Below are 26,761 nucleotides of genomic sequence, written 5' to 3'. Positions count from 1 at the left end.
CATTGCCTAGCCCATGACCTTGCGCCAACGCCTGGAAAACCTCCCGGTCGGGCAGAAGCTGCTGGCGGCCCTGCTGGTATTGCTGGTGACCATCCTGCTGGTGGCCAACCTCACCTTCATCAGCGCCGCCTACTGGATCACTCAGGAAAGCATGGCACCCCAAGCTCTGCAGACCATCGGCCGGCTGGTGGCCAACCCTCAGCTTGCAGCCCGCGCCGGCGATAACCCGGAAACCGCCAACGCCCTGCTCAATGAACTACACAGCTACACGCCGCTGCGCGCCGCCGCTGTCTACGGCGGCGATGGGCGCATGCTCGCGCAGTTGCAGCATGGCGAGCCACTGGCGCTGCCCAAGCGTTTTCGTAACATCGACGGCTGGCGCCTGATGGAGTTTCGCAGCACCCAGCTGATCCGCATCCCGCGCGACGCCAACCCGCCTGCACACCTGCTGCTGGTGGCCAGCAGCGAGCTGCCCACAGCCTTCTATACCGGCACCCTCAGCGCCAGCCTGGGCATCCTGGTGTTCAGCATCCTGCTGTGGATTGTGGTCGCCCGGCAGATAAAACGCCTGATTACCCAGCCGATCAATCAGCTCGAAGAACTCAGCCGCCAGGTCACCCGTGAAGAGAGCTATGCCCTGCGCGCCAGGCGCGGCAACGATGACGAAATCGGTAGCCTGGCTGAAGCCTTCAACACCATGCTCTCGCGCATCGAGGGCCGCGAGCAGCAGCTCAAGCGCGCGCGAGACGAATTCCAGAGCGCCTACGATCAAGCCCAGGGCCTGGCCGAGGAAACCCGCCACACAAACCGCAAGCTTGAGCTGGAAGTGCAGGTACGCAGCAAGATCGAGAAAAAACTCACGGGCTTCCAGAACTACCTCAACAGCATCATCGACTCCATGCCCTCGGCGCTGATCGCCCTCGACGAGCAGCTGTATGTGACCCAGTGGAACCACGAAGCCACGGTACTTTCAGGTACGCCACTGGACGAAGCGCTGAACCAGCCGGTGTTCATCGCCTTCGAGCCGCTCAAGCCGTTCTTGCCGCAGTTGAAGGAAACCGTGGAAAAGCACCGGGTAGCCAAGATCGAGCGGGTCACCTGGGCCAAAGGCGATGACCTGCGCCACTACGCCCTGACCTTCTACCCGCTGACAGGCGGTGGCGGGCGCGGCGTGGTCATCCGCATCGACGACATTACCCAGCGCCTTTCACTTGAAGAGATGATGGTGCAATCCGAGAAGATGCTCTCGGTCGGTGGCCTCGCGGCGGGCATGGCCCACGAGATCAACAACCCGCTGGGCGCCATCCTGCATAACGTGCAGAACATCCGTCGGCGCCTGTCGCCCGAGCTGCCGCGCAATCAGGAACAAGCCGATGAGATAGGCATCGACCTGGCCACGGTCAACCGCTATCTGGACAACCGCGAGGTGCCACAGCTGCTTGATGGCATTCAGCAGGCCGGTGCCAGGGCAGCCAAGATCGTCACCCACATGCTCAGCTTCAGCCGGCGCAGCAACCGCCAGTTGGCGCCATGCGACCTGCCGGCACTGATCGACCAGGCGGTGGAAATTGCCAGCAATGACTTCGACCTGACCATCGGCTTCGACTTCAAGGGCCAGGCCATTGTGCGCCAGTTCGACCCTGAACTGGGCCCGGTACCCTGCACCGCCAACGAACTGGAACAGGTACTACTAAACCTGCTGAAAAACGCGGCTCAGGCCATCCACATGCGGCCCCAGCCCAGCGAGCCCGGGCGCATCACCCTGCGCACCCGGCTGAACCCGCCATGGGCAGAAATCCAGGTCGAGGACAATGGCGTGGGTATGCCCGAGGCGGTGCGCAAACGCACCTTCGAGCCGTTCTTCACCACCAAGGAAATCGGCCAAGGCACTGGTCTGGGCCTGTCGGTTTCGTATTTCATCATCACCAACAACCACAAGGGGCAGATGGAAGTGCAGTCCACGCCCGGCCAGGGCACCTGCTTTACCCTGCGCCTGCCCCTCGGCCAGCCGGCGACGCCGGCCAACACGGAGAAGTGACATGGGCTATCGCCTGTCGAAGATCTACACACGCACCGGCGACAAGGGCGAAACCGGCCTGGGCGACGGGCGCCGTGTGCCCAAGGACCACCCGCGGATAGAAGCGATTGGCGAGGTGGACAGCCTGAACAGCCAGTTGGGCCTGCTGCTGGCGGGGCTGGACAAGCAAGGTATGGATGAGGTGAGCGCCGTGCTGGTGCCGTGCCAGCATCGCTTGTTCGACCTGGGCGGTGAGCTGGCGATGCCGAGCTATCAGGCGTTGACCTTGGCAGAAGTGGAGCGCCTGGAAGCCGCCATCGATGTGTGGAACGAAGAGCTGGGGCCGCTGAAGAACTTCATTCTGCCCAGTGGTTCGGCGCTGGTGGCGCAGGCCCATGTGTGCCGCAGCCTGGCGCGCAGTGCGGAGCGGCGGTGCCAGCAGTTGAATGCGGTGGAACCACTGGAAGGGGTTGGGTTGGCGTATATCAACCGGCTTTCCGATCTGCTTTTTGTGGCGGCTCGGATCATTGGGCGGCGGCAGGGGGTGGCTGAGGTTTTGTGGCAGCCTGCCGAGAAACCGAAAGGCTGATATCTCTGGGGCTGCTTTGCAGCCCATTCGCGGGACAAGCCCGCTCCCACAGATACCTCACTGCCCTCAGGTCCGGCGCACTACCTGTGGGAGCGGGCATGCCCGCGAATGGGCCGCAAAGCGGCCCCTGTTACAGGCGACTCAGGCCTCAGGCCAGAAGGCCCGGATCCCGGCAACACCTTGTGCCCCGGCGTCCCAGGCTTGCTCGCGCTGATCAGGCCCTACCCCGCCCAGCAAATAAACCGGCTTGCTGAACCCGGCAATCAACCGCTGCGCCTCATCCCACCCCAGCGGCACCGCCTCTGGGTGAGTCTGGGTGGCCTGGACCGGCGACAAGGTAACGAAGTCCACCCCCATCTGCTCAGCCAGCGCCAGCTCCTCGGCATTGTGGCAAGACGCCGCCAGCCAGCGCTCCTTGGGGAACGGCCGGCCCTTGGCAGCGTACTTGCGCAATTGCGCCGCCGTCAGGTGCCAACCGGCCGAAGGGAAATCACCCAGCCACTCCAGCGGCCCTTTGAGCATCAGTTGCGCCTTGCTCCCACACAACCCGACCGCATCCACCGCCACATCACGGTACTTGGGGTCGTACATGTCCGGCGCTCGCAGCTGGATCAGGCGAATACCGTTGGCCACTGCCTTCTGGATGCCCTTGAGCATCTGTGGCACTTCCAGGCCATCCGGGGTAATCAGGTACTGGTCCGGAAGCCGCGCTGCAGCGACGATGGGTTTGTTGGCTTCCGGGAATTCGTATTGCGACAGATCACGCGGGTTCACCCATTCCAGCGGCTGCCCTTCTGCGCCATGAGGTTCGCCCGTAAACGCTTCGACCTCGCGCACGTCCAGCAGCACCTGTTTGTCGGGGTAGTCATGGCTGACCTTGATCAGCGCACGTGAACGGGCCACCTCGATGCCCAGTTCCTCGCGCAGTTCACGCGCCAGCGCTACTTCCACGGTTTCGCCGGCTTCTACCTTGCCGCCTGGAAACTCCCAGAGGCCGCCCTGGTGCTGGGTATCGGCCCTGCGTGCAATCAGAATGCGGCCGTCAGCCCCGCGAATGACCGCAGCTACAACATGTATCCGTTTCACCCTTCACGCTCCGCCAGGCCGGCCTGCTGCCAAGCCTTGAAGGCTGGCCACTGATAAATGGTTTCGATGTAGGCTGCCGCCTCTGCCGGCACTTCCACCCGGTAGGTGCGCAGGCGCACAGCCACCGGGGCGAAGAAGGCGTCGGCCAGGCTCGGTATGCCGAACAGGAACGGGCCGCTGTCCTTGGCCACCACGCGGCATTCGGACCACAGCGCGACGATACGGTCGATGTCGACCTGCACGTCCAGCGGCACATCGTCCAGGGCCTGGTCACGCGACAGGTCGAACGGCATGGCACCACGCAGGGCCAAGAAACCGCTGTGCATCTGCGCGCAAGCCGAACGGGCCTGGGCACGGGCGGCAACGTCGGCAGGCCACAGCTGGGCGTCGGGGTGCTGTTCGTTGAGGTATTCGGCGATGGCCAGGGAGTCGGCGATCACACCGTGCTCTGTCTTCAGCAACGGCACCTTGCCGGTAGAGGAGAAAGCGAGGATGCGCTGACGGGTGTCAGGCTGGTCGAGCTTGATCCGGGTTTCTTCGTAGGGCACGCCGGCCAACTCGAGGGCCAGGGCGCCACGCAGTGACCAGGAGGAGTACAGCTTGTCGCCGATGATCAGTTGATAGCTCATGTTTCGGCTCCATGTATCTGGGATTTCGGGGCTGCTTTGCAGCCCTTCGCGGGCTTGCCCGCTCCCACAGGTACCGCACAACATTCAGGCCTTGTGCTGTACCTGTGGGACCGGGCAAGCCGCGCCAAGCGGCCGCAGCATTAAATCAGGTACGGTACTCGGCGTTGATCTTCACGTACTCGTGGGACAGGTCGGTGGTCCAGATGGTTTCGCTGCACTGGCCACGGCCCAGCTCGATACGGATGGTGATCTCTTCCTGGGCCATCACTGCCGAGCCTTGGGCTTCGGTGTAGCTCGGGTTGCGGCCGCCTTTGCTGGCGATGCACACGCTGTCCAGATACACGTCGATCAGGCTCACATCCAGCTCCGGCACGCCAGCGCGGCCAACGGCGGCCAGAATGCGGCCCCAGTTCGGGTCGGAGGCGAACAGTGCGGTCTTGATCAGGGGCGAATGGGCCACGGCATAGCCGACGTCCAGGCATTCCTGGTGGTTGCCACCACCGTTGACCTGCACGGTCACGAACTTGGTGGCGCCTTCGCCGTCACGGACGATGGCCTGGGCCACTTCCATGCACACTTCGAACACGGCCTTTTTTAGCGCTTCGAACAGCGCGCCGCTGGCTTCGGTCACTTCCGGCAGGTTGGCCTTGCCGGTCGCGATCAGCATGCAGCAGTCGTTGGTCGAGGTGTCGCCGTCGATAGTGATGCGGTTGAACGACTTGTTGGCGCCGTCCAGCATCAGGTCCTTGAGCACCGCCGGGGCAACCTTGGCGTCGGTGGCGATGTAGCCGAGCATGGTGGCCATGTTCGGGCGGATCATGCCTGCACCCTTGCTGATGCCGGTGACGGTAACGGTCACGCCATCGTGCTGGAACTGGCGGCTGGCACCCTTGGGCAGGGTATCGGTGGTCATGATGCCGGTGGCGGCTTCAGCCCAGTGGTTTTCCGACAGGTTGTCGAGAGCCATCTGCAGTGCACCTTCGATCTTCTCGACCGGCAGTGGCTCGCCGATGACGCCAGTGGAGAACGGCAGTACCGACTCGGCGGGTACGCCGGTCAGCTCGGCCAGCTTGGCGCAGGTACGTTCGGCTGCGGCCAGGCCTGGCGCGCCGGTGCCGGCGTTGGCGTTACCGGTGTTGGTCAGCAGGTAGCGCACAGTGCCCTGTACACGCTGCTTGGACAGGATCACCGGCGCTGCGCAGAAGGCATTGAGGGTGAACACGCCAGCCACGCTGGAGCCTTCGGCACAGCGCATGACCACCACATCCTTGCGCCCCGGGCGCTTGATACCGGCAGAAGCGATGCCGAGTTCAAAACCCGGAACCGGGTGCAGGGTGGGCAAAGGACCAAGACCAACAGCCATTAGAGCGCTCCTAGAAAATACGGTTGATGTCAAAAAGCGGGGCCGCAAAGCGGCCCCGGGATGTGTCAGGTTACAACAGCCTTGTCAGATCACTCGATCTGCCCGTGGCAATGCTTGAACTTCTTGCCCGAACCACAGTAGCACGGCTCGTTGCGGCCCAGCTTCTGGTCGTTACGCACCGGCGCCATGGCTACCGCCACTTCGGCACCCTCCTCGCTCAGTTGCTCGCTTTCCAGGCCCGGCGCAGCGGCGTGCTGGAACTGCATGCGGCTGGCCAGCTCCTCGGCCTCGCGGCGCAGGCGAGCTTCTTCTTCGATCGGGTCTTCGCGGCGAACCTGAACGTGCGACAGCACGCGAATGGTGTCGCGCTTGATCGACTCCAGCAGTTCCTGGAACAGGCTGAACGACTCGCGCTTGTACTCCTGCTTGGGGTTCTTCTGCGCATAGCCACGCAGGTGAATACCGTGACGCAGGTGGTCCATGGTCGACAGGTGGTCTTTCCACAGGTCGTCCAGCACGCGCAGCAAGATCTGCTTCTCGAAGGTGCGCAGGGCGTCGATGCCGGCCTGGTCTTCCTTCTCGGTGTAGGCGGTGGTGATCTCGTTCAGCAGCTTCTCGCGCAGGGTCTCTTCGTAGAGGTGATCGTCCTCGTCGAGCCACTGCTGGATCGGCAGTTTCATGGCGAAATCGCTGGCCAGTGCCGCTTCCAGGCCGACCACATCCCACTGCTCGGGCAGCGACTGCGGCGGGATGTGCTGGCTGATGGTAGCGTCCAGTACTTCCTTGCGGAATTCGGCGATGGTGTCGCCGATGTTCTCGGCGGCCAGCAGGCTGTTGCGCATGTGGTAGATCACCTTGCGCTGCTCGTTGGCCACGTCGTCGTATTCGAGCAATTGCTTACGGATGTCGAAGTTGCGGCCTTCGACCTTGCGCTGGGCCTTCTCGATGGCGTTGGTGACCATGCGGTGCTCGATGGCCTCGCCCGACTGCATGCCCAGTGCCTTCATGAAGTTCTTCACCCGGTCAGAGGCGAAGATGCGCATCAGGCTGTCTTCCAGCGACAGGTAGAAGCGGCTGGAGCCCGGGTCACCCTGGCGGCCGGAACGGCCACGCAGCTGGTTGTCGATACGGCGCGATTCGTGGCGCTCGGAAGCGATCACGTGCAGGCCACCGGCTTCGATCACCTGCTGGTGACGCTTCTGCCAATCGGCCTTGATCTGGGCGATCTGCTCGGCGGTCGGGCTTTCCAGCGCGGCCACTTCGGATTCCCAGTTACCACCCAACAGGATGTCGGTACCACGGCCAGCCATGTTGGTGGCGATGGTCAGCGCACCCGGGGCACCGGCTTGCGCGATGATCTCGGCTTCCTTCTCGTGGTACTTGGCGTTCAGTACCTTGTGCTCGATACCTTCCTGCTTCAGCAGGTTCGACATGTGCTCGGAAGTTTCGATGGTCGCAGTACCCACCAGGATCGGCCGGCCCTGGGTCATGCTTTCCTTGATGTCGGCGATGATCGCGGCGTATTTCTCGTCAGCGGTCAGGTACACCAGGTCGTTGAAGTCTTTACGCGCCAATGGCTTGTTCGGCGGAATGACCATCACGTTGAGGGCGTAGATCGACTGGAACTCGAACGCTTCGGTGTCGGCGGTACCGGTCATGCCGGACAGCTTGGCGTACAAGCGGAAGTAGTTCTGGAAGGTGGTCGAAGCCAGGGTCTGGCTCTCGGCCTGGATATTCAGGTTCTCTTTTGCCTCGATGGCCTGGTGCAGGCCTTCAGACAAGCGACGGCCCGGCATGGTCCGGCCGGTATGCTCGTCGATCAGCAGGACCTGGCCGTCCTGAACGATGTATTCAATGTTGCGGTGGAACAGCTTGTGCGCGCGCAGGCCAGCGTAAACGTGGGTCAGCAGGCCCAGGTTGTGCGCGGAGTACAGGCTCTCGCCCTCGGCCAGCAAACCGGCCTGGGTCAGCATCTCTTCGATGAACTGGTGGCCGGCTTCGTTCAGCTCGACCTGACGGCTCTTCTCGTCGATGGTGTAGTGGCCTTCCTGGGTGACCTGGCCTTCGACTTCTTCGATGTGCTGGGTCAGGCGCGGGATCAGGCGGTTGATCTCGATGTACAGCTTGGAGCTGTCCTCGGCCTGACCAGAGATGATCAGTGGGGTACGCGCTTCGTCGATGAGGATGGAGTCGACTTCGTCGATGACGGAGAAGTTAAGTTCACGCTGGAACTTCTCTTCCTGGCTGAACGCCATGTTGTCGCGCAGGTAGTCGAAACCGAATTCGTTGTTGGTGCCGTAGGTAATGTCGGACGCATAGGCGGCGCGCTTTTCTTCCGGCGGCTGGAAGGCCGAGACGATTCCGACCGACAGGCCGAGGAACTCGTACAGCGGGCGCATCCAGTTGGCGTCACGGCGGGCGAGGTAGTCGTTGACGGTGACCACGTGCACGCCCTTGCCGGACAGTGCGTTGAGGTACACGGCCAGGGTACCGACCAAGGTCTTGCCTTCACCGGTGCGCATTTCTGCGATCATACCCTCGTGCAGGGTCATGCCACCGATCAGCTGCACATCGAAGTGGCGCATACCCATCACGCGCTTGCCGGCCTCTCGGGCCACGGCGAAGGCTTCAGGCAGCAATTGGTCCAGTGTTTCGCCTTTGGCCAAACGCTCCTTGAACTCTGCGGTCTTTCCCCGCAGTTGCTCGTCGGAGAGGGCCACCATCTTCTCTTCGAAGGCATTGACGATACTCACCGTCTTGAGCATGCGTTTGACTTCACGCTCGTTCTTGCTTCCAAAAAGTTTTTTTAACAAAGGCGCAAACATATCGGCAGGATCTTCCACACGTAGGGATGGAGGGCGGCCCCATGAGTCGCCCGTGCAGCCCTGAGGCCGCATGCGAACGAGCATTCTACCCGGAAACGATGGTGAGGAAAGTGGTGGATTTCCACGATGCTATTACAGCGTTTTGGCAGGGGCCTGTGTTAGATAAGGGCATTTTCCCTGAGTTCAAGGTTTGGCAACATGAAAGGTATCGAGAATTAGTCTTATCTTGTTTTGCCTGCACCGGCCTCTTCGCGGGCATGCCCGCTCCCACAGGATCACCACAGGCCTGAAGGTTGCGCAGTACCTGTGGGAGCGGGCGCGCCCGCGAAGAGGCCGGCACAGGCAGCAGAGGTGTTAAACTGCTGCTCTTGCAACCTCTTGCGAAGCCCATGGCCTACAAACCCTCCCCTGCCCAGCCGCCCTCCGCATTGCTGCGCCAGGTTCGCCCGCTGCGCCTGCTGTTGAACCAGGCCGAGCGCCTGGAACACCTGCAACGCCTGCTGGAAAGCCAGCTGCAACCGGCTGCCCGCGAGCACTGCCACGTGGCATCGTGGCGCGATGGCACCTTGTTGCTGGTGGTCACCGACGGGCATTGGGCAACACGCCTGCGCTACCAGCAGAAGCGCCTGCTGGCGGCATTACAGGCCATGGAAGCGTTCGGCAACCTCAGGCGCATCCTGTACAAGGTGCAGCCACCGCTGGTGCCGGCCAAGCGTGGCGGGCATGTTGCAGAGCTGTCGAACAGCGCCGCCGAGAGCCTGCGTGACACCGCCGAGGGCATCACCGACCCCAAGCTGCGCGCAGCGCTTGAACGGCTGGCGGCCCACGCCAAGGACAAGCTATAAAAAAGGCCACCCGAAGGTGGCCTTGATAACACTAGAGAGAGTGTTCGAACTTACACGGCCGCTACAGGGCGCATGTAGGAGATCGGTGCCGTGCTGGCATCTTCGAAAGTAACCACTTCCCAGGCATCGGTTTCAGCAATCAGCTTGCGCAGCAGCTGGTTGTTCAGCGCGTGGCCGGACTTGTAGCCCTTGAACTCGCCGATCAGGCTGTTGCCCAGCAGATACAGGTCGCCAATGGCGTCGAGGATCTTGTGCTTGACGAATTCGTCATCGGAACGAAGGCCGTCTGCGTTAAGCACACCGGTCTCGTCGACCACGATAGCGTTCTCGACACTGCCGCCCAGCGCAAGGTTGTGCTTGCGCAGGTACTCGATGTCACGCATGAAGCCGAAGGTACGCGCGCGGCTGACTTCCTTCACAAACGAGGTGCTGGAGAAGTCGACGACCGCACTCTGGGTCTGGCCCTTGAGGACCGGGTGATCGAAGTCGATCTCGAAGCTCACCTTGAACCCTTCGAAAGGCAGGAACGTGGCGCGCTTGTCGCCCTCTTCCACGGTTACCTCACGCAGGATGCGGATGAACTTCTTGGCTGCGTCCTGCTCTTCCAGGCCGGCAGACTGAATCAGGAATACAAAAGGACCGGCGCTGCCATCCATGATCGGCACTTCCGAGGCGGAGAGCTCGACGTAGGCGTTATCGATGCCCAGGCCCGCCATGGCGGAGAGCAGGTGCTCGACCGTATCGACCTTGACGTCACCGTTGACCAGCGTCGTCGACATGGTTGTCTCGCCAACGTTGGCCGCACGCGCTGCGATTTCGACCACAGGGTCGAGATCGGCGCGGCGGAAGACGATGCCGGTGTCTACAGGTGCAGGCTTGAGGGTCAGGTAAACCTTCTCCCCAGAGTGCAGACCGATACCTGTGGCACGGATGGTATTCTTCAGGGTGCGTTGTTTAATCATGGCATTGGCCGCTTCAGCGCAAATTGCGAACAGGTATCAACAAAGGCTGGGGATGATAACAGACCCAACCTTTGATGAATACCAATCACCTTTATACCCCTGATAAATTCCATTAATCAGCCTGACGACGCAGGAAAGCCGGGATATCGAGGTAGTCCAGGTCATCCTGAGGGTTCAGTTTAGCGGCCGCAGCAGCACCTGCATGGGCCTGGTTGCGCATTACGGTCGGGCGCTCCAGGTCACGGTAGTTGACCGCAGGCTGCTCCTGGCGAACCGGTGCAGGGTTGGACGCTTCGTACGCCTGCTGAGCGGTTTGCAGGGTGTTGTCGACCACCTTCACAGGCTTCTCGATACGCGCGCCCAGGCCAGTGGCCACAACGGTCACGTGCAGTTCGTCACGCATGTCCGGGTCGATCACGGTGCCGACCTTGACCATGGCGTGGTCCGAGGCGAAGGCTTCGATGATGCTACCCACATCGGAGTATTCACCCAGCGACAGGTCCGGGCCTGCGGTGATGTTCACCAGGATGCCACGGGCGCCCTGCAGGTTGACGTCTTCCAGCAACGGGTTGCGGATCGCCGCTTCAGTGGCTTCACGCGCACGGTTCGGGCCGCTGGCACAGCCAGTACCCATCATCGCCATGCCCATTTCACCCATTACGGTACGCACGTCGGCGAAGTCGACGTTGATCATGCCCGGGCGTTTGATGATGTCGGAGATACCGCGAACGGCACCGGCCAGTACATCGTCGGCCTTGGCGAAGGCGGACAGCAGGCTGGCATCCTTGCCCAGGATGGTCAGCAGCTTCTCGTTGGGGATGGTGATCAACGAGTCGACGCTTTCAGCCAGCATGCGGATGCCTTCATCGGCGATCTGCATACGCTTGCGGCCTTCGAACGGGAACGGACGGGTCACCACGGCTACGGTGAGAATGCCCATTTCCTTGGCCACTTCGGCAATGATCGGCGCTGCACCGGTACCGGTACCGCCACCCATGCCAGTGGTGATGAACACCATGTTGGTGCCCTGCAGCACTTCGGCGATGCGCTCACGGTCTTCCAGCGCAGCCTGACGGCCGACTTCCGGATTGGCACCTGCACCCAGGCCCTTGGTCACACCAGTGCCCAATTGCAGGATGGTACGCGCGCCAATGCTTTTCAGCGCCTGGGCATCAGTGTTGGCGCAGATGAATTCCACGCCTTCGATGCTGCTCTTGACCATGTGGTTGACGGCGTTGCCGCCACCACCACCAACGCCGATCACCTTGATGACCGGGCTTTGCGGGACGTTGTCTACGAGCTCGAACATTTTCCCTCTCCTTACAGTTCTCTAGTTGTTGCGCCTACCACTACTGCTTTGAAACTTAGAAGTTGCCCTGGACCCACTTCTTGAAGCGCTCAAGTACTGGGGCCTTCGGTTCATCGCCATAGCTGTTGTTGCTGCTGTTGGTGTTACCGGTCAGGATCAGGTCTTCGGACTGCTTCAGCAGACCGTAGGTGAGCAAGCCCACGCCGGTGGAATAGATCGGGTTGCGAACCACGTCGCTCAGCCCCCGAACGCTGTGCGGTACACCCAGGCGTACCGGCATGTGGAAGATTTCCTCGGCCAGTTCCACGGCGCCTTCCATCTTCGCGGTGCCGCCGGTGAGGACGATGCCGGCAGGCACCAGGTCCTCGTAGCCGCTGCGGCGCAGCTCGGCCTGGATCAGGGTGAAGAGCTCGTCGTAACGTGGCTCTACCACTTCAGCCAGGGCCTGGCGCGACAGCTCACGCGGTGGGCGGTCGCCCACACTCGGCACCTTGATGGTCTCACCGGCGCCGGCCAGTTTGGCCAGGGCGCAGGCGTAGCGGATCTTGATTTCTTCGGCGTACTGGGTAGGGGTACGCAGGGCCATGGCGATGTCGTTGGTCACCTGGTCGCCGGCGATCGGGATCACCGCGGTGTGGCGGATGGCGCCCTCGGTGAAGATGGCGATGTCGGTGGTGCCGCCACCGATGTCGACCAGGCACACGCCGAGCTCTTTCTCATCGTCGGTCAGCACCGAGTAGGCCGAGGCCAGTTGCTCGAGGATGATGTCGTCGATTTCCAGGCCGCAGCGGCGTACGCACTTCTCGATGTTCTGCGCCGCGTTGACTGCGCAAGTGACCACATGGACCTTGGCTTCCAGGCGCACGCCGGACATGCCCAGCGGCTCGCGGACGCCTTCCTGGTTGTCGATCACGTAGTCCTGCGGCAGGGTGTGCAGCACGCGCTGGTCAGCCGGAATCGCCACGGCCTGGGCAGCGTCGAGTACGCGCTCCAGGTCCGCCAGGCTGACCTCGCGGTCGCGGATGGCGACGATGCCATGGGAGTTCAGGCTGCGGATGTGGTTGCCGGCCACCCCAACGAAGGCCGAGTGGATACGGCAGCCGGCCATCAGCTGCGCTTCTTCCACGGCGCGCTGGATCGACTGCACGGTGGACTCGATGTTCACCACCACGCCTTTCTTCAGGCCGCGGGACGGATGAGTGCCGATGCCGACGATTTCCAGGGTGCCGTCTTCGCCCACTTCGCCCACCAGCGCCACCACCTTGGAGGTGCCAATGTCCAGCCCGACGATCATTTTGCCGCTATGCGCGTTTGCCATGGTCCTGCCTCTCTCTAATTCTTCGCAACGGCGGGTTGGGCCGTCGTCGGTGCAATCGGTTCCCGCCAACCAACGGCAAGTCCGTTGGAATAACGCAGATCAATGCGGGCGATAGTGGTGATCTGGTCTTTGAGTGTCTTGTCGTAAATGGCAATGAAACGGCGCATCTTCTCCACCAGATGGTCGCGCCCCAGCAGCAGCTCGATGCCTGGCCCGGCGCTGCTCGCACCGGTGGTCAGGAACCAGCTGCCTCGCTCGCGCAGCTCCAGGCGAGCGATGGAAAAGCCCATGGGGCGCAACATCTGGCTCAGTACCTGATACTGCTGCATGACTTGTTGCTGAGCACGCTGCGGCCCGGCCAGCTGCGGCAGGTGCTCGTAGTTGGCCAGTTCACGCGGGGTAAACGCCTGGCCCTGATTGTTGAGCAAGGCTGCGTCACCCCAGCGCGCCACCGGCAGCTGTTCTTCCAGGCGGATCACCACCTCGTCGGGCCACACCCGGCGCACTTCGGCGTGGGCGATCCAGGGCATCTGTTCCAGCTCCGCACGCATCGCCGGCAGGTCGACGCTGAAGAAGCTCGCCGCCACATACGGAGCGATACGCTGCTGCACCGACTGCTGGCTGATGTAGCTGAGGTCGCCCTGCACGTCGATCTTGGTGATCGGCCGGTCGGCATACGGCATCAGGCGAATGGCGCCCTCGTAGGCACCAAAACCGGCCGCCACCAAAAGCACCGGCCACAGCAGGCGCTTCAAGCCGCCCAGGCTTGGCCGCGGCAGGCGCGCCGATACGGGCTCGTCGGCCACCAGCCGGCTGGCACCACGCGCCGCCGGCTTGCTACGGCCGGGAACGGGTTGCTGCTGACGTATCATCGCGCCTTGCATGGTTCTTAACCTCGCGTCGTCACGCTTTCAGCCAGGATTGCCAGCACCAGTTGCTGGAAGTCCAGGCCGGCCGCGCGGGCCGCCATGGGCACCAGGCTATGATCAGTCATGCCCGGTGCGGTGTTGACTTCGAGCAGCCAGAACCGGCCCTGCTCGTCCTGCATCACGTCCAGCCGCCCCCAGCCTTCGATGCCAATGGCATCACAGGCGCGAGCGGTAAGGTCGATCAGTTCCTGTTCCTTGACGCTATCCAGGCCGCACGGGATGCGGTACTGGGTATCGTTGGCGATGTACTTGGCGTCGTAGTCGTAGAACACGTGCGGCGTACCCAGGGCGATCGGCGGCAGCACCTGGCCGCGCAAGACCGCGATGGTGAACTCCGGGCCGTGGATCCACTGTTCCACCAGTACCTGGGAATCGTATTGGGCGGCGTCCTGCCAGGCGGCGACCAGTTCCTGGGCGCTGTTCACCTTGGCCATGCCGATGCTAGAGCCTTCATGGGCGGGTTTGACGATAAGCGGGAAGCCCAGTTCCGTACTGGCCAACAAACAATCGCTTTCGCTCGCCAGCACGGCGTGACGCGGGGTCGGAATACCGAGGCTTTGCCACACCTGCTTGGTGCGCAGCTTGTCCATGGCCAGCGCCGAGGCAAGGATGCCGCTGCCGGTGTAAGGGATGCCCAGGCACTCCAGCAGGCCTTGCATGCTGCCGTCTTCACCGCCACGGCCGTGGAGGATGATGAAGGCGCGGTCAATCTTTTCGCTTTGCAGGCGGTCGAGCAGGTCGTCACCGACGTCGATGGCGACCACGTCGACACCGGCAGTGGTCAGCGCGTCGATCACTGCGGCGCCGGATTTGAGCGACACTTCTCGCTCGGCGCTCTTGCCGCCGTACAACACGGCAACGCGGCCGAACGCCTTGACGTCCAGGGTCGAGTGCAGCTTTTCGTAGGCGCTGGTCATTTCGACTTCTCCTGCTTGGCGCCAGCGAACAGCGGGCTTTTCATCAGTTGCGGGGCCAGGCCGCCGACATCACCGGCACCCTGGCAGATCAGGATGTCGCCAGCGCGCAGCAGTGGCTTGACCAGCGGTGCCAGCTCGGCGCCACGCTCGATGTAGATCGGGTCCAGCTTGCCGCGCTGGCGGATGCTGTGGCACAGCTGGCGGCTGTCAGCACCGGGGATAGGCTCCTCGCCGGCCGGGTAGACCTCCATCAGCAACAGCACGTTGGCATCACCCAGCACCTGAACGAAATCGTCGTACAGGTCGCGGGTACGGCTATAGCGATGTGGCTGGTAAACGATCACCAGGCGACGGCTTGGCCAGCCACCGCGCACGGCCTTGATCACCGCAGCCACTTCGGTCGGGTGGTGGCCGTAGTCGTCCACCAGCATCACGCTGCCGCCTTCGACCGGCAGTTCGCCGTACACCTGGAAGCGTCGGCCTACACCCTGGAAGCCGGACAGACCCTGGACGATGGCTTCGTCAGTGATGCCTTCGTCAGTGGCGATGGCAATGGTGGCCAGGGCGTTGAGCACGTTGTGGTTGCCGGGCATGTTCACCGACACCTCCAGCGGCTCGCAGTCACGGCGCAGCACGGTGAAGTGGGTCTGCATGCCCTGCTGACGCACGTTGATGGCGCGGATGTCGGCCTCTTCGCTGAAGCCGTAGGTTACCGTCGGGCGTTTCACCTGCGGCAGGATTTCGCGCACGACCGGGTCGTCCAGGCACATCACGGCCAGGCCGTAGAAAGGCAGGTTATGCAGGAACTCGACAAAGGTTTTCTTCAGCTTGTTGAAGTCACCTTCGTAGGTCGCCATGTGGTCGGCGTCGATGTTGGTGACCACGGCCACCATTGGCTGCAGGTGCAGGAAGCTGGCGTCGCTCTCGTCCGCTTCGGCGATCAGGTAGCGGCTGGTGCCCAGCTGGGCATTGGTGCCGGCAGCAGTCAGACGACCACCGATGACGAAGGTCGGGTCCAGGCCACCGGCGGCGAACACCGACGCCAGCAGGCTGGTGGTGGTGGTCTTGCCGTGGGTACCGGCAACCGCCACACCATGACGGTAGCGCATCAGTTCGGCGAGCATCTCGGCACGCGGCACCACCGGAATGCGTCGCTCAAGGGCGGTAGCCACTTCCGGGTTGGCGGGGTTGATGGCACTGGACACGACCAGCACGTCAGCGCTGGCGGCGTTCTCGGCGCGGTGGCCGACGAAGATTTCGGCGCCGAACGACTCCAGGCGCTCGGTCACCGGCGACGCTTTCAGGTCCGAACCGGACACTTCATAGCCCAGGTTCAGCAACACTTCGGCAATGCCGCACATGCCCACGCCGCCAATGCCCACGAAGTGAATACGGCGGATACGGCCCATCTTGGGATGGGGCATGGCTTTCTGGTTCTCAACCATGGGCCACCTCCAGGCAAATATCGACCACGGTGCCGGTTGCAGCAGGTTTGGCCAGGCGCCGCGCGGTGCCTGCCATGACGTTGAGTTTCTCGGGTTGCATCAGCACCTCGTTCAGGCGTTCAGCGAGCTGCGCTGCGCCAGTTGTCGCTTGTGGCATCAGGAAGGCAGCGCCTTCGCGGGCCAGATATTGGGCGTTGTGGGTCTGGTGGTCATCGATGGCGTGGGGCAAAGGCACCAGCATCGAAGGCAGGCCTGCTGCCGCCAGCTCGCTGACGGTCAGGGCACCGGCCCGGCATACCACCATGTCGGCCCAGCCATAGGCTTGGGCCATGTCCTTGATGAAGGGCTCTACCTGAGCTTCGACGCCCGCCTCGTGATAACGCTCGGCGGTGATTGGCGCGTGTTGCTTGCCGGCCTGGTGGAACACCTCTGGCCGCAGCGCGGCAGGTACTTCGGACAGGGCCTTAGGCAACAATTTGTTCAATGGTTCCGCACCCAGGCTGCCGCCGAGCACCAGCAGGCGCGCACGGCGCTCGGCCAGGGGCGTGCGTTGTGCATCCATGAACAGCTCCGGGCGCACCGGGTTGCCGGTGGTACGACGCTTGTCGCTAGCCTCGAAGGTGTTCGGGAAAGCTTCGCAGACCCGCGCAGAGAGTGGCACCAGCAACCGATTGGCGGTACCGGCGCGTGCGTTCTGTTCGTGGATCACCAGTGGCACGCCGCACAGCCGCGCGGCCACACCACCGGGGCCGGTCACGTAACCGCCAAAGCCCAGTACGCAGACAGGTTTGAGCTGGCGAATGATGCGCCGCGCCTGCAGCACGGCCTTGACCAGGGTGAACGGCGCCTTGAGCAGCGACAGCTTGCTCTTGCCGCGCAGGCCGCTGACCTGGATCAGATGCAGTGGCAGGCCGGCCTGGGGCACCAGTTCGTTCTCGATGCCACGTGGCGTGCCCAGCCAGTGCACGGTGAAACCACGCGCCTGGAACTCACGGGCACAGGCCAGCGCCGGGAATACGTGCCCCCCGGTGCCGCCCGCCATGATCAGTATGTTCTTGCCGTCAGCGGCCATGACTGGTCTCCTCGGCAAAATCGCTTTCGCTGAACTCGTGTTCTTCGCTGCCCAAGTGTGTTCGGCTCTCCCACTCGATACGCAGCAACAGGCCCACGCAGGCGCAGCAGATCACCAGCGAACTGCCCCCGTAGCTGAGGAACGGCAGGGTCAGACCCTTGGTTGGCAGCAAGCCGACGTTTACGCCGATGTTGATCAGGAACTGGCCGATCCACAGGAATGCCAGGCCGAAGGCGACATAGGCGGCAAAGAACTGCTTGGCCTTCTCGGCCCACAGGCCGATGTACAGGGCACGCACGGTCACGAACACGAACAGTGCAATGGTCAGCAGCGAGCCAACCACGCCCAGTTCTTCGGCCAGTACCGAGAACACGAAGTCGGTGTGCGCTTCAGGCAAGTAGAACTGCTTCTGCACACTGTTGCCCAGGCCAACGCCCAGCCACTCGCCACGGCCGAAGGCGATCAGTGCCTGGGTCAGCTGGTAGCCCGAGCCGAACTGATCGGACCACGGGTCGGTGAAGGTAATAAGCCGCGCCATCCGGTAGGGCTGCGCCTGCACCAGCACAAACACCGCCAGCACCGCCAGCACCACCATGAGGCTGAAGCGGAACAGCCCCACCCCGCCGAGGAACAGCATGGCCGCAGCCGCGCCCATCATCACCACGGTGGCACCGAAGTCCGGCTCCATCAGCAGCAGGGCAGCCATGGGCAGCAGCACGATGAACGGTTTGAAGAAGCCCATCCAGGTTTCGCGCACCTCGGTCTGCCTGCGTACCAGGTAACCTGCCAGGTAGACGACCACGAACACTTTGGCAATTTCCGAAGGCTGGACGTTGAAGAAGCTGAAGCCGATCCAGCGCATCGAGCCGTTCACTTCACGGCCGATACCCGGCACCAGCACCAGCACCAGCAGGCCGAAGGCACCCAGCAGCATCATGAAGCCCATGCGCTGCCAGGTGGCGATCGGTACCAGCATGGTCGCGCCACAGGCAACCAGGCCAAGGGACACGTACACCAGGTGGCGGAACATGTGGTAAAGCGGATTGCCTGACTGCACCGCGGCCACTTCCGAGGAGGCAGAAGTGATCATCACCAGCCCCAGGCCGAGCAAGGCCAGGCAGCCGGCCAGCATCGGGAAGTCCAGGTCGATGCCACGGCCGCTGATCAGCGGCGACGGGTAGGGCTTGAAGATGCCGAAAATCATGCAAGGCCTCCTGCTGCCTGGGCAAACAGGCGGCCGCGCTCTTCAAAGTTCTTGAACATGTCGAGGCTGGCGCACGCTGGCGAAAGCAGCACGGCATCGCCGGCCTGGGCCAGTTCGGCACACTGCTGCACGGCGTCATCCAGGGTCTTGACCCGCACCAGCGGCACGTCATCACCCAGCGCTTCGGCCAGGCGCTCGGCATCACGACCAAGCAATACCACGGCGCGGCAGAAACGTCTGACTGGCTCGCGCAGCGCTGTGAACTCGGCACCTTTACCATCGCCACCGGCGATCAGCACCAGCTTGCCTTCGATATCGGCCCCCAGGCCCTCGATGGCAGCCAGGGCCGCACCGACGTTGGTCGCCTTGGAATCGTCGTACCAGTTCACGCCATTACGCTCGCGCACCCACTGGCAACGGTGGGCCAAGCCACCGAACTCACGCAGGGCTTCGAGCATGGGCTCGAACGGCAGGCCTGCGGCATGCCCCAGGGCCAATGCCGCCAGGGCATTGCTCTGGTTGTGAGCACCACGCACCTTCAGCTCGCGCGCCGGCATCAGCGCCTGGAACTCGAACGCCAGGTATTTTTCGCCGTCCACTTCGCGCAGGCCGAAGGCCTTGAAGTCTGGTTGGTTGAGGCCGAAGGTCCAGCAAGGGATGCCTTCCACCGGCAGTGGCCGGCTCAGGGCGTCCTGGCGGTTGACCACCACCTGCTTGGCGCCGCGGAAGATCCGGTGCTTGGCCAGGTGGTAGGCCGGCAGGCCGCTGTAGCGGTCCATGTGGTCTTCGCTGATGTTCAGCACGGTGGCTACTTCGGCGTTGAGCTGGTCGGTGGTTTCCAGTTGGAAGCTGGACAGCTCAAGCACGTACAGCTCGACATCATCAGCCAGCAGGTCCAGCGCCGGGGTCCCGAGGTTGCCACCCACCGCCACGCGTTTACCGGCCTTGGCGGCCATGTCTCCGACCAGGGTAGTGACGGTGCTTTTGGCGTTGGAACCGCTGATGGCAATGATCGGTGCCTTGGCGAAGCGGGCGAACAACTCGATATCACCCGACAGCTTCACGCCGCGCGCCGCTGCCTGCTGCAGGGCTGGGGTGGCCAGCGCCAGGCCAGGGCTGACGTACAGCTCGTTGGCGCGGCACAGGAAGTCGACGTCCAGCTCTCCACAGCGCACTTCCACCTGCGGGTAATCACGGCGCAGGGTATCCAGTTCCGGCGGTTGCTCACGGGTGTCGGCGACCGCAAAGGCAATGCCCCGGCTCGCCAGGAAGCGAACCAGGGACATGCCGCTCTTGCCGAGGCCGACAACGATGCGGAATTGGTCGGAAGCGATCAATGACACGCTCTTCTACCTCAATTTCAGGGATGCAAGGCCAATCAGGACCAGGATCACGGTGATGATCCAGAAGCGGACAATCACCCGTGGCTCTGGCCAGCCTTTGAGTTCAAAGTGGTGGTGGATCGGCGCCATGCGGAACACGCGCTTGCCGGTCAACTTGAAAGAGGCAACCTGGATCACCACCGACAGGGTTTCCACCACGAAGATGCCGCCCATGATGAACAGCACGATTTCCTGGCGGACGATCACGGCGATGGTGCCCAGCGCGGCGCCCAGCGCCAGCGCGCCGACGTCACCCATGAAGACTTGCGCCGGGTAAGTGTTGAACCACAGGAAGCCCAGGCCAGCGCCGATCAGCGCGCCGCAGAACACGATCAGCTCACCCGAGCCCGGCACATAGGGGATCAGCAGGTATTCGGCGAATTTCACGTTACCCGACAGGTAGCAGAAGATGCCCAGGGCACCGCCGACCATCACCGTTGGCATGATTGCCAGGCCGTCGAGGCCATCGGTAAGGTTGACCGCGTTGCTGGAGCCGACGATGACGAAGTAGGTCAGCACCACGAAGCCAACACCCAGCGGGATGGTGACATCCTTGATGAACGGCAGGATCAGCGTGGTTTCGACGCTGGTCGGCGCAGTCTTGTACAGGAACACGGCAGCAGCCAGGCCGAACACCGACTGCCAGAAATACTTCCAGCGGCTTGGCAGGCCGCGGGAGTTCTTTTCAATCACCTTGCGGTAGTCATCAACCCAGCCGATCGCGCCGAATGCCAGGGTGACGATCAGCACCACCCACACGTAGCGGTTGGACAGATCAGCCCACAACAGCGTGCTGATGGCGATGGCCGACAGGATCAGTGCGCCACCCATGGTCGGGGTGCCGGACTTGGACAGGTGCGATTGCGGGCCGTCGTTACGCACGGCCTGGCCGATCTGGCGAATTTGCAGGGTACGGATCATCCACGGCCCCAGCCACAGCGCCAGGGACAACGCGGTCAGTACGCCAAGAATCCCGCGCAGGGACAGGTACTGGAAGACCGCGAAGCCTTTGTGGAACTGTTGCAGATACTCGGCCAACAGCAGCAGCATTAATGTTTCTCCCCGCTGGCACCGCACAATGCCGCCACGACGTTTTCCATCGCAGCGCTGCGCGAGCCCTTGATCAAGATAGTGGTGTCGCTGGCATTTTCGGCGCTAACCGCGTCGATCAGCTCAGCTTGAGTAGCGAAATGGCGGCCATTGGCGCCAAACGCCTGGACCGCATGTGTCATGTTGGAACCCACTGCGTACAGGGCATCGACCTTGCCGCGCGCGTAGTCACCCACCTGACGGTGGCCTTCCTCCGCCCATTGCCCCAATTCGCCGATATCCCCAAGCACCAGGACGGTGCGTCCGGAAAAGCCGGCGAGTATATCAATGGCGGCGCACATGGAGGTGGGATTTGCGTTGTAACTATCGTCGATCACCCGCACACCGTTCGGCGCGACCTGCGCCACGGTGCGGCCCTTGACCGGTTGCACCGCAGCCAGGCCGGCAGCAATGCCACTGAGGCTCAGACCAACGGCATGGGCAGCGGCGGCAGCGGCCAGGGCATTGCTGACGTTGTGGATACCCAGAAGGTTCAGTTGCACCTGCACACTGCCATCAGGGCCGTGCAGGGTGAACGACGGGCAGCCCCGGGCGTCGCGGCCGATGTCGCTGGCGTGGAAATCAGCCTGCGGGTTATCCAGCGCGAACGTAAAGATGCGGTGGTTGCCGGCACGCTTGCGCCAGATATCGAACGCCTTGTCGGCCAGGTTGAGGATGGCGACACCGCCCTCGCCCAGGCCTTCGAGAATCTCGCCCTTGGCTTCGACGATTTTCTCGGGGCCACCGAATTCGCCAACGTGGGCGGTGCCGGCGTTATTGATGATGACCACCTGAGGTTTGGCCAGGCCGACGGTGTAGCGGATTTCACCGATGCGCGAAGCGCCCAGCTCGATGACTGCGGCGCTGTGCTCCGGGGCGATCTCCAGCAAGGTCAGCGGCGCTCCGAGGTCATTGTTCAGGTTGCCGCGGGTGGCGTGCACCAGGCCTCGGGTGCGCAGGATGCTGGCAAGCATCTCTTTGACCGTGGTCTTGCCACTGGAACCGGTGATGGCCACCACGGGCTTGTCGAAAGCGGCGCGGTTCAGGGCGCCGAGCTGACCCAGCGCTACCCGGCAATCCTTGACCAGCAATTGCGGCAGGTCGACACCGGCCACTTCACGCTCGACCAAAGCGACTACTGCGCCCTTGGCTTTGACATCAGCCAGGTAGTCATGGCCATCGAAACGCGGGCCGGCCAAGGCGACGAACAGTTGCCCGCTACTGACGCTGCGGCTGTCGATGCTGACACCGGTGAATGTGGCGTCGGCACCGATTTGCTGACCACTCAGTGCTGTAGTCAGCTGGCTGAGCGTCATCGGCTTAAGCATGTGGAGCCTCCCAGGCTGCAAGGGCCTTCTCGGCTTCGATAAGGTCGGAGAAATCATGGCGCTCGCCATTGATCTCCTGGTAATCCTCATGCCCCTTGCCGGCCAGCACGATCACGTCGTCGGCAGCAGCAGTAGCAATCAGGTGCGCAATGGCCTCGCCGCGGCCGGCAACGAACTCGACACCGGCAGGCTTGGCGAAACCGGGGCGAATGTCGTCAAAGATGCGCAGCGGGTCTTCGGTACGTGGGTTGTCGTCAGTGACCAGAACGCGATCAGCCAACCGCTCGGCCACCTCTGCCATCAGCGGGCGTTTGCCACGGTCACGGTCACCACCGCAGCCGAACAGGCACAACAGCTTGCCATGGGCGTGCGGGCGCAGGGCTTCGAGTACTTTTTGCAGGGCGTCTGGTGTGTGTGCATAGTCGACCACCACCAGCGGCTTGTCGCCGCCACCCAGGCGCTGCATGCGACCAACCGGGCCTTGCAGTTTCGGGGTGACCTTGAGGATTTCGTCCAGCGAATAATCAAGCGCCAGCAGCGTAGCTACGGCGGCGAGCATGTTGCTCAGGTTGAACCGCCCCAGCAGCTGGCTGCGCAGTGTGCGCTCACCTTGGGCGGTAACCAGCGTGGCGCGCACGCCATCGTCATCGAACCGGGCCTCAGGGCAGAACAGCGACGCATCCGGGTTTTCCAGGCTATAGCTGATCAGCCGGGTCTCGATACGATCGGCAATCGGCTTGCGGGCGAAATCCTCAGCCAGCCGGCGCCCGAAGTCATCATCCAGGTTGACCACCTGACAACGCAGGTTTGGCCAGGCGAACAGCTTGGCCTTGGCCGCTTCGTAGGCCTGCATGCTGCCGTGGTAGTCCAGATGATCACGGGACAGGTTGGTCATGACCGCGATGTCGAATGCCAGTGCGGCGACACGCCCTTGCTCCAGGGCGTGGGAGGAGACCTCCATGGCCACGGCCTTGGCGCCCTGCTTTTTCAGGTCATAAAGGGTCGACTGCACGGCAATCGGGTCTGGCGTGGTCAGCCGGCCACTTTGCAGGTCCCCGTAGAAGCCGGTACCCAACGTGCCGATAAGACCGCAGCGCTGGCCGAGCACATCAAGCGCCTGGGCCACCAATTGGGTAACGCTGGTCTTGCCGTTGGTACCGGTCACGCCCACCAGGTTGAGTTGGCGGCTAGGTTCGCCATAAAAGCGCCCGGCAATGTCCGACAGCTGGGCGATTAGGCCTTTGACCGGAATCAGCGGCACATCGGTCAGCGGCAGCACATTGGCGCCCTGCTCTTCATAGGCCACGGCGGCAGCGCCACGGGCCAAAGCATCGGCGATATGCTCGCGGCCATCGACCTTGGCGCCCGGCACGGCCAGGAACAGATCGCCCGGGCGTATGTTGCGGCTGTCCAGGGTCAGTTCACGAATCAGCGGATCACGGCGGGCGTGAGCGAAAAGTTTGCTTAATGGCATTGTCATCATCCACGCCCTCCCTTGGCGGCTGCTGCATTGACTTGCGACTGTTCGGCGGGTGCCGGTGGCGGCAGGTTATCTGGCGGTACGTTCATCAGGCGCAGGGTGCCGGACATGACCTTGCTGAACACCGGGGCCGAAACCAGGCCACCGAAGTAACCACCCTTGCCCGGCTCGTCGATGACCACGACGATGGCGTAACGCGGGTCGCTCATCGGCCCGAAGCCGGCGAACAGCGAACGGTAGGCGTTTTCGGTATAACCCTTGGAACCCACGGTGGCTTTACGCGCGGTGCCGGACTTGCCGGCCACGTGATAGAACGGCACCTGGGCACGGAACACGCCACGCGGGGCTTCGATCACCTGTTGCAGCATGCCCTGAACGGTTTCGGCGGTTTCCTTCGGAATGGCCTGCACGGCATCCGGCGCCTTGTCGACCTTGATGATCGACAGCGGCACCATCTTGCCGTCGTTGGCCAGTGCCGCGTAGGCATGCACCAGCTGCAAGGCGGTTACCGACAAGCCATAGCCATACGAAAGGGTCGCGGTTTCAGCCTTGCGCCACTCGCGGTGGTTGGGCAGGTTGCCAACACGCTCGCCCGGGAAGCCAAGGCCGGTGTACTGGCCCAGGCCGACCTGCGACATGACCCGGTAGATGGCCTCGCCGCCGATATCGAAGGCGATCTTGCTCATGCCGACGTTACTGGAATTGATCAGGATGCCGGTCAGGTCGAGGATCGGGCCTTCGCTGCGCGACACGTCCTTGATGGTGTAGCGGCCGATCTGCAGGCTGCCCGGGTACACCTCGACCTTGTCGGTCGGTTTCCAGCGACCACTCTGCAGTGCCGCACTCATGGAAATCGGCTTGACCGTGGAGCCGGGCTCGAACACGTCGATGATCGCCCGGTTGCGCATTGCTGCCGGGAACATGCTGCGGCGGTTGTTCGGGTTGTAGGTTGGCTGGTTGACCATGGCCAGGACTTCACCGGTCTTGACGTCCATGATCACCAGGCTCCCGGCCTTGGCGTCCTGTTCGGCAATGGCGTTGCGCAGCTCGCGGGTGGCCAGGTACTGCAGGCGCAGGTCTATCGACAACGCCAAGGTCTTGCCGGCCTTGGCGTTCTTGGTTACCTGAATGTCCTTGATCAGCCGGCCACGCCGGTCCTTGATCACCTGGCGCTTGCCGGGCACGCCGGCCAGCCACTCGTCGTAGGCCAGCTCCACCCCTTCGCGACCATGGTCGTCGAGGTCGGTGAAACCAACCATATGCGCGGTCACATCACCGGCTGGATAGAAGCGGCGGAATTCTTCCAGGCCGTACACACCTGGCACTTTCAGGTCGAGCACGTGCTGGCCCTGCTCCGGGGTCAGGCCGCGAACCAGGTAGATGAACTCTTTGCCGGCCTGCTGGGTCAGGCGCTCGACCAATTGCTGCGGGTTCTGCCCCAGCGCCGCAGCCAGCTGTGGCCAGCGCTCTTTGGACGCCTGCATTTCCTTGGGGTTGGCCCACAAGGTGGTGACCGGGGTACTCACGGCCAATGGCTCACCGTTGCGGTCGGTAATCAGGCCGCGGTGCGCCGGGATAGGGATATGACGCAAGCTGCGTGCATCGCCCTGCCCCTTGAGGAAATCACGGTCGACCACCTGCAGGTCGATGATGCGCCAGCAAATGGCGCCGACCATGATTGCCAGCAAGCCGATCACCACGCGGAAACGCCACGGGTAGAGTGCGCCTTCGAGCTTCATCATGGCGCCACCATCCGCACTTCGTCAGCCGCAGGCACGCGCATCTTCAGCTGCTCGGAAGCCAGGTTTTCGATACGGCTGGCGGCGGTCCATGTGCTCTGTTCAAGAATCAGCCGGCCCCACTCAGCCTGGGCCTTGTCACGCTCGCTCAACTCGCCGTACAGGGTATTAAGCAGCTGGCGATTCCAGTGCGCGCTGTAAGACACGGCAACCGCCGAAACCAGCACAGCGACAAACAGCAGAAGCATCAGGAAGCTTCCGCCTGGCAAAGGCTTGGCAAAAAGCCTGCTCACCGCAGCTTCTCCGCCACACGCATCACGGCGCTACGCGACCGTGGGTTGGCCTTGAGCTCGGCTTCGGAGGCGAACTGGGCCTTGCCGATGAGCTTGATTTTCGGCTCGAAGACCTTGTGCTGCACCGGCAGGTTGCGAGGCAGGTTGTCGGCCTCGCCCTTGACCAGCTTGCGCATGAACAGCTTGACGATCCGGTCCTCAAGCGAGTGGAAACTGATCACTGCCAGGCGGCCACCGACCTCAAGCGCATCCAGTGCAGCCTCCAGGCCAGCCTCCAGATCACCCAGCTCGTTGTTGACATGAATCCGCAGGCCCTGGAAGGCACGGGTAGCCGGGTTCTTGCCTTTTTCCCAGGCAGGATTGGCCACCTTGAGCACTTCCGCCAGGTCGGCAGTACGGGTGAACGGCTCTTTTTCGCGGCGCTCGACCACGGCACGGGCCATGCGGCCGGAGAAGCGCTCTTCACCGTACTCTTTGAAGACGCGGGCGATTTCTTCCACAGGCGCGGTGGCGATGAACTCGGCGGCACTGATGCCCTGGTCCGGGTTCATGCGCATGTCCAGCGGGCCATCGTTGAGGAAGCTGAAGCCACGCTCGGGGTCGTCCAGCTGCGGCGAGGACACGCCCAGGTCCAGCAGCACACCGCTGACCTTCCCGTCCAGGCCGCGCTCGGCCACTTCTGTACCCAGCTCGGCAAAGCTGCGCTGCACAATGACAAAGCGGCCGTCTTCGGCCGCCAGCGCTTGCCCTGTGGCAATCGCCTGTGGATCTTTGTCGAAGCCCAGCAGCCGCCCTTGCGGACCGAGCTTGCTGAGAATCAGCCGACTGTGTCCGCCACGGCCAAAGGTGCCGTCCAGATAGCAACCGTCGGCGCGCAGGGCCAATGCCTCGACAGCTTCGTCGAGCAGGACGGTAATGTGGTTGAAGCCGCTATCTATGG

Annotated in this window: 22 protein-coding genes; 3 read left to right on the top strand and 19 right to left on the bottom strand. The window is 63.0% G+C overall.

Features of this window, described 5'->3' with window-relative positions; all coding sequences use genetic code 11:
• The first annotated feature begins 13 nt into the window (after nt 1-13).
• Together P0Y58_07135 and P0Y58_07130 are read left to right on the top strand one after the other, a co-directional pair.
• The gene (locus P0Y58_07135) at nt 14-2,038 is read left to right on the top strand and encodes an ATP-binding protein (protein ID WEK31960.1); all 2,025 of its coding nucleotides are present in this window, start codon (nt 14-16) and stop codon (nt 2,036-2,038) included.
• 1 nt (nt 2,039) lies between these two features.
• Nucleotides 2,040-2,606 carry a cob(I)yrinic acid a,c-diamide adenosyltransferase gene (locus tag P0Y58_07130; GenBank protein ID WEK31959.1) on the top strand — a complete coding sequence of 189 codons (567 nt, stop codon included), beginning with the start codon at nt 2,040-2,042 and terminating at the stop codon, nt 2,604-2,606.
• Between the two features lie 141 nt (nt 2,607-2,747).
• On the opposite strand, the gene P0Y58_07125 is transcribed toward P0Y58_07130, so the two are convergent.
• From P0Y58_07125 to secA, 4 genes are all read right to left on the bottom strand, one after another.
• Nucleotides 2,748-3,692 carry a Nudix family hydrolase gene (locus P0Y58_07125; GenBank protein WEK31958.1) on the bottom strand — a complete coding sequence of 315 codons (945 nt, stop codon included), beginning with the start codon at nt 3,690-3,692 and terminating at the stop codon, nt 2,748-2,750.
• Nucleotides 3,689-4,321: a glutathione S-transferase family protein gene (locus tag P0Y58_07120; GenBank protein ID WEK31957.1), complete on the bottom strand. Its 633-nt coding sequence runs from the start codon at nt 4,319-4,321 to the stop codon at nt 3,689-3,691. Before P0Y58_07120 ends, P0Y58_07125 begins: the two co-directional genes overlap by 4 nt.
• Before the next feature lie 145 nt (nt 4,322-4,466).
• Nucleotides 4,467-5,684 (bottom strand): bifunctional glutamate N-acetyltransferase/amino-acid acetyltransferase ArgJ, encoded by a 1,218-nt coding sequence (gene argJ / locus P0Y58_07115; protein ID WEK31956.1) that lies wholly within the window; start codon nt 5,682-5,684, stop codon nt 4,467-4,469.
• A gap of 89 nt (nt 5,685-5,773) precedes the next feature.
• Nucleotides 5,774-8,509, bottom strand: a complete 2,736-nt coding sequence (secA, locus tag P0Y58_07110; GenBank protein ID WEK31955.1) for a preprotein translocase subunit SecA — start codon at nt 8,507-8,509, stop codon at nt 5,774-5,776.
• 389 nt (nt 8,510-8,898) lie between these two features.
• Here secA and P0Y58_07105 point away from each other — a divergent pair, with 389 nt between their 5' ends.
• Nucleotides 8,899-9,354 (top strand): DciA family protein, encoded by a 456-nt coding sequence (locus P0Y58_07105; protein ID WEK31954.1) that lies wholly within the window; start codon nt 8,899-8,901, stop codon nt 9,352-9,354.
• A 50-nt stretch (nt 9,355-9,404) separates the two neighbouring features.
• Here P0Y58_07105 and lpxC read toward each other — a convergent pair whose 3' ends face one another.
• The 15 genes from lpxC to rsmH form a co-directional block, all read right to left on the bottom strand.
• Nucleotides 9,405-10,316, bottom strand: coding sequence for a UDP-3-O-acyl-N-acetylglucosamine deacetylase (gene lpxC, locus P0Y58_07100; protein WEK31953.1), 912 nt, complete (start codon nt 10,314-10,316; stop codon nt 9,405-9,407).
• A gap of 112 nt (nt 10,317-10,428) precedes the next feature.
• Nucleotides 10,429-11,625, bottom strand: coding sequence for a cell division protein FtsZ (gene ftsZ, locus P0Y58_07095; GenBank protein WEK31952.1), 1,197 nt, complete (start codon nt 11,623-11,625; stop codon nt 10,429-10,431).
• A gap of 55 nt (nt 11,626-11,680) precedes the next feature.
• Entirely contained in the window at nt 11,681-12,943 is a 1,263-nt protein-coding gene (gene ftsA, locus P0Y58_07090) for a cell division protein FtsA (GenBank protein WEK31951.1), read from the bottom strand.
• A 14-nt stretch (nt 12,944-12,957) separates the two neighbouring features.
• A complete protein-coding gene (locus P0Y58_07085) occupies nt 12,958-13,827 on the bottom strand; it encodes a cell division protein FtsQ/DivIB (GenBank protein WEK31950.1) in 870 nt (289 codons plus the stop codon).
• 5 nt (nt 13,828-13,832) lie between these two features.
• A complete protein-coding gene (locus P0Y58_07080; protein ID WEK31949.1) occupies nt 13,833-14,789 on the bottom strand; it encodes a D-alanine--D-alanine ligase in 957 nt (318 codons plus the stop codon).
• Entirely contained in the window at nt 14,786-16,234 is a 1,449-nt protein-coding gene (gene murC, locus P0Y58_07075; GenBank protein ID WEK31948.1) for a UDP-N-acetylmuramate--L-alanine ligase, read from the bottom strand. Before murC ends, P0Y58_07080 begins: the two co-directional genes overlap by 4 nt.
• Nucleotides 16,227-17,306 carry an undecaprenyldiphospho-muramoylpentapeptide beta-N-acetylglucosaminyltransferase gene (murG, locus tag P0Y58_07070; protein ID WEK31947.1) on the bottom strand — a complete coding sequence of 360 codons (1,080 nt, stop codon included), beginning with the start codon at nt 17,304-17,306 and terminating at the stop codon, nt 16,227-16,229. The genes murC and murG overlap by 8 nt, the downstream gene beginning before the upstream one ends.
• Nucleotides 17,296-18,507 carry a putative lipid II flippase FtsW gene (gene ftsW / locus P0Y58_07065; GenBank protein ID WEK33290.1) on the bottom strand — a complete coding sequence of 404 codons (1,212 nt, stop codon included), beginning with the start codon at nt 18,505-18,507 and terminating at the stop codon, nt 17,296-17,298. The genes murG and ftsW overlap by 11 nt, the downstream gene beginning before the upstream one ends.
• The gene (murD, locus tag P0Y58_07060; protein WEK31946.1) at nt 18,507-19,853 is read right to left on the bottom strand and encodes a UDP-N-acetylmuramoyl-L-alanine--D-glutamate ligase; all 1,347 of its coding nucleotides are present in this window, start codon (nt 19,851-19,853) and stop codon (nt 18,507-18,509) included. The genes ftsW and murD overlap by 1 nt, the downstream gene beginning before the upstream one ends.
• A gap of 6 nt (nt 19,854-19,859) precedes the next feature.
• Entirely contained in the window at nt 19,860-20,942 is a 1,083-nt protein-coding gene (gene mraY / locus P0Y58_07055) for a phospho-N-acetylmuramoyl-pentapeptide-transferase (GenBank protein ID WEK31945.1), read from the bottom strand.
• Complete coding sequence (locus P0Y58_07050) at nt 20,942-22,309, bottom strand: UDP-N-acetylmuramoyl-tripeptide--D-alanyl-D-alanine ligase (GenBank protein WEK31944.1); 1,368 nt, start codon at nt 22,307-22,309, stop codon at nt 20,942-20,944. Before P0Y58_07050 ends, mraY begins: the two co-directional genes overlap by 1 nt.
• Entirely contained in the window at nt 22,302-23,792 is a 1,491-nt protein-coding gene (locus P0Y58_07045) for a UDP-N-acetylmuramoyl-L-alanyl-D-glutamate--2,6-diaminopimelate ligase (GenBank protein ID WEK31943.1), read from the bottom strand. Before P0Y58_07045 ends, P0Y58_07050 begins: the two co-directional genes overlap by 8 nt.
• Nucleotides 23,789-25,528: a penicillin-binding protein 2 gene (locus tag P0Y58_07040; protein WEK33289.1), complete on the bottom strand. Its 1,740-nt coding sequence runs from the start codon at nt 25,526-25,528 to the stop codon at nt 23,789-23,791. Before P0Y58_07040 ends, P0Y58_07045 begins: the two co-directional genes overlap by 4 nt.
• Nucleotides 25,528-25,821, bottom strand: coding sequence for a cell division protein FtsL (gene ftsL / locus P0Y58_07035; protein WEK31942.1), 294 nt, complete (start codon nt 25,819-25,821; stop codon nt 25,528-25,530). The genes P0Y58_07040 and ftsL overlap by 1 nt, the downstream gene beginning before the upstream one ends.
• Entirely contained in the window at nt 25,818-26,759 is a 942-nt protein-coding gene (gene rsmH, locus P0Y58_07030; GenBank protein ID WEK33288.1) for a 16S rRNA (cytosine(1402)-N(4))-methyltransferase RsmH, read from the bottom strand. Before rsmH ends, ftsL begins: the two co-directional genes overlap by 4 nt.
• Between the last annotated feature and the right edge of the window lie 2 nt (nt 26,760-26,761).

The sequence above is a fragment of the Candidatus Pseudomonas phytovorans genome, from assembly GCA_029202525.1.
GTDB classification, from domain to species: domain Bacteria; phylum Pseudomonadota; class Gammaproteobacteria; order Pseudomonadales; family Pseudomonadaceae; genus Aquipseudomonas; species Aquipseudomonas phytovorans.
The sequence above is the reverse complement of the archived record's forward strand: the minus strand, read 5'-3'. Positions and strand labels throughout refer to the sequence as shown.

Bases quoted from the DNA above. Each gene is read 5' to 3' on its own strand.
- P0Y58_07080 (WEK31949.1), bottom strand. From the start codon at position 14,789: ATGACCAGCGCCTACGAAAAGCTGCACTCGACCCTGGACGTCAAGGCG.
- lpxC (WEK31953.1), bottom strand. From the start codon at position 10,316: ATGATTAAACAACGCACCCTGAAGAATACCATCCGTGCCACAGGTATC.
- P0Y58_07130 (WEK31959.1), top strand. From the start codon at position 2,040: ATGGGCTATCGCCTGTCGAAGATCTACACACGCACCGGCGACAAGGGC.
- mraY (WEK31945.1), bottom strand. From the start codon at position 20,942: ATGCTGCTGCTGTTGGCCGAGTATCTGCAACAGTTCCACAAAGGCTTC.
- P0Y58_07040 (WEK33289.1), bottom strand. From the start codon at position 25,528: ATGAAGCTCGAAGGCGCACTCTACCCGTGGCGTTTCCGCGTGGTGATC.
- ftsZ (WEK31952.1), bottom strand. From the start codon at position 11,625: ATGTTCGAGCTCGTAGACAACGTCCCGCAAAGCCCGGTCATCAAGGTG.
- argJ (WEK31956.1), bottom strand. From the start codon at position 5,684: ATGGCTGTTGGTCTTGGTCCTTTGCCCACCCTGCACCCGGTTCCGGGT.
- P0Y58_07045 (WEK31943.1), bottom strand. From the start codon at position 23,792: ATGATGACAATGCCATTAAGCAAACTTTTCGCTCACGCCCGCCGTGAT.
- ftsA (WEK31951.1), bottom strand. From the start codon at position 12,943: ATGGCAAACGCGCATAGCGGCAAAATGATCGTCGGGCTGGACATTGGC.
- murC (WEK31948.1), bottom strand. From the start codon at position 16,234: ATGGTTGAGAACCAGAAAGCCATGCCCCATCCCAAGATGGGCCGTATC.
- murG (WEK31947.1), bottom strand. From the start codon at position 17,306: ATGGCCGCTGACGGCAAGAACATACTGATCATGGCGGGCGGCACCGGG.
- secA (WEK31955.1), bottom strand. From the start codon at position 8,509: ATGTTTGCGCCTTTGTTAAAAAAACTTTTTGGAAGCAAGAACGAGCGT.
- P0Y58_07120 (WEK31957.1), bottom strand. From the start codon at position 4,321: ATGAGCTATCAACTGATCATCGGCGACAAGCTGTACTCCTCCTGGTCA.
- P0Y58_07135 (WEK31960.1), top strand. From the start codon at position 14: ATGACCTTGCGCCAACGCCTGGAAAACCTCCCGGTCGGGCAGAAGCTG.
- P0Y58_07105 (WEK31954.1), top strand. From the start codon at position 8,899: ATGGCCTACAAACCCTCCCCTGCCCAGCCGCCCTCCGCATTGCTGCGC.
- P0Y58_07085 (WEK31950.1), bottom strand. From the start codon at position 13,827: ATGCAAGGCGCGATGATACGTCAGCAGCAACCCGTTCCCGGCCGTAGC.
- P0Y58_07050 (WEK31944.1), bottom strand. From the start codon at position 22,309: ATGCTTAAGCCGATGACGCTCAGCCAGCTGACTACAGCACTGAGTGGT.